Raw genomic sequence first — 289 nt, forward strand, 5'->3', positions numbered from 1 at the left:
ATGAGCGCGCCGGTGGTCAGCACCGCGATCGCCATGCCGGCCATGCCGAAGGCATTGCCCAGGCGCGAGGTGGTGGGATGCGACAGGCCCTTGAGCGCCTGGATGAAGCAGACCGACGCAACCAGGTAGAGCAGCGTGACGAGGTTCAGCGAGATCATTTCGCTTCCTCCTTGGCGGGCTTCTTGTCCTTTTTCTTGAACATCTCCAGCATGCGCCGCGTGACCAGGAAGCCGCCGAACACGTTGACCGCGGCCAGCGCCACGGCGAACACGCCCATGCCGCGCGCCAG

General features: G+C 65.1%; 2 protein-coding genes. Both read right to left on the reverse strand.

Annotation, left to right across the window (positions count from 1 at the left end; translation table 11 throughout):
- Positions 1-158: NAD(P)(+) transhydrogenase (Re/Si-specific) subunit beta (locus J0A68_RS23240; RefSeq protein WP_206580522.1), on the reverse strand; the 158-nt coding region annotated here is incomplete at its 3' end.
- On the reverse strand, positions 155-277 hold the full coding sequence (locus J0A68_RS22660) for a proton-translocating transhydrogenase family protein (protein ID WP_317195149.1): 123 nt from the start codon (positions 275-277) through the stop codon (positions 155-157). The genes J0A68_RS22660 and J0A68_RS23240, both read right to left, overlap by 4 nt.
- Between the last annotated feature and the right edge of the window lie 12 nt (positions 278-289).

The organism is Algoriphagus oliviformis (genome assembly GCF_017254915.1).
Taxonomy (GTDB): Bacteria; Bacteroidota; Bacteroidia; order Cytophagales; family Cyclobacteriaceae; genus Algoriphagus; species Algoriphagus oliviformis.

Excerpts from the sequence above, each read along its gene's own strand:
- J0A68_RS22660 (WP_317195149.1), bottom strand. The coding sequence starts at position 277 with ATGGGCGTGTTCGCCGTGGCGCTGGCCGCGGTCAACGTGTTCGGCGGC.